This window comes from Nocardioides malaquae (assembly GCF_015070385.1).
GTDB lineage: Bacteria > Actinomycetota > Actinomycetes > Propionibacteriales > Nocardioidaceae > Nocardioides > Nocardioides malaquae.
In genome coordinates, this window is sequence record NZ_JADCSA010000191.1 from 1 (window position 1) to 327 (window position 327).

The window sequence follows — 327 nt, forward strand, 5'->3', positions numbered from 1 at the left end:
ACTGTTGTGAAGAGATCTGGGGCCACCTGGCAGCAGATGGTCATCGTGTCGGTTTATTGACAGGCGATGTCGCGCAGAAAAAACGTCTGCGTATTCTTGATGAATTTACCCGTGGCGATCTGGATATTCTGGTTGCCACCGACGTTGCCGCGCGTGGTTTGCATATTCCGGCAGTGACGCACGTCTTTAACTACGATTTACCCGATGACTGTGAAGATTACGTTCACCGTATTGGTCGTACAGGTCGCGCAGGCGCAAGCGGTCACTCTATCAGCCTGGCGTGTGAAGAGTATGCATTGAATTTGCCTGCTATTGAGACCTATATTG

General features: G+C 50.8%; 1 protein-coding gene. It reads left to right on the forward strand.

Annotated elements, in window-relative coordinates; all coding sequences use genetic code 11:
- On the forward strand, positions 1–327 hold a 327-nt coding region (locus IEQ44_RS15675; protein WP_264674493.1), incomplete at both ends, for a helicase-related protein.